Source organism: Undibacterium sp. GW821-FHT07F11, from assembly GCF_059418665.1.
On record NZ_JBWKQH010000029.1, the window covers coordinates 1 to 1,394 of the forward strand.

Sequence of the window (1,394 nt, forward strand, 5' to 3'; positions counted from 1 at the left end):
TTGTTCTCCAAGCGGCTCCCCAACAATCTAATGGAGGTATGCGCTGCGCTCAGCCCCTACCGACAAGAGCTGTGTGGAATTGTGGTTGAATCAACCTACAACTGGTACTGGCTTGTCGATGGCCTCATCGAAGCCGGCTACACGCTTCATCTTGCCAACACCACAGCAATCAAGCAATACGATGGACTCAAACATCGCGGTGATGAGTCCGATGCTCGCCATCTGGCACATCTGCTGCGGTTGGGACTCTTGCCAGAAGGACATATCATGCCAAGGCCCGTTCGCGCGTTGCGGGATCTGGCACGCAAGCGCATGCAGTTGGTTCAGATGCGCACCTCAAATATTGTATCGATTGAGACCTGTCTGGCACAACAAACGGGAAGTCATATTCCCGGTAACGACGTGAAGAAATTAACGACAGCAGACATCGATAAGATGGCGGTTGGTGAAACTGAAGCGATTGGGATGAAATCCAACCTTGCTGTGATACAAGCATTGCAAACGCAGATCGATGGCATCGAAAAAGCACTGTCAGCGCATTGCCATGGCAATTCTGGATATCGACTACTTACTTCCGTAGCCGGGATCGGACCGATCCTGGCTACGGTCATTCTTCTTGAAACGGGCAGCATAGAACGGTTTGCCGAAGTTGGCAACTACGTGTCCTATTGCCGCTGTGTCGGCAGTACCCATGTTTCAAACGGCAAGAAGAAAGGTGAAGGCAATACCAAGAATGGCAATCGTTTCCTTGCGTGGGCCTTCGTTGAGGCGGCCAATTTTGCGATCCGCTTCTGCGAAGCTGCGCGCAAATTTTATCAGCGTAAGAAAGCTAAACGAAACGGTATCGTCGCAATCAAAGCGGTTGCGCATAAATTGGCACGAGCCTGCTATCACATGTTAAAAACTGGCGAGCAATTTTCTGTGGAGCGTTGCTTTGCCTAAGGTTGGCAACGGCCAGCGAGCCAGCGACTGGGTTGGACTTTGAGCCCATTGAATTGATTGGACACTGTGTCGTTTGCCATTGCCTTATCTGAGTTGTTAGGGAATGGGTCAACCGTATTGCGAGCCACCTGGGTTTGGTCCCGTCATCGCCGGGAGCCATAGAATTGTTCATTCTTTTGGACGCAAAACGGTACCGAGATGCTTCTGGGGCGGCAGTGCCGCCAGGGCGGAACAAGACAACAATGCTTCCGCTTGATCCACATGGGTGACTGGTGCGATTCATGCAACCAGCGAACGAAGCAAAGGGAGTGACTTTCATGGGCAACTGCGCTAAGGCGATGGCATGAAACTCTATCGCGGTACATCGCGAGGAATAAATTCGAACCGTTGACAATGGGCGGCTAATGGGTGACCCTGTCAGTTTGATCCACCTTCCACTTCCTGGCGAAGGC

Annotated in this window: 1 protein-coding gene; it reads left to right on the plus strand. The window is 51.8% G+C overall.

Going from position 1 to position 1,394, the window contains the following annotated elements; all coding sequences use genetic code 11:
* On the plus strand, positions 1-942 hold a 942-nt coding region (locus tag AC07OI_RS29770; RefSeq protein WP_495259665.1), incomplete at its 5' end, for an IS110 family RNA-guided transposase.
* Positions 943-1,394 lie beyond the last annotated feature (452 nt).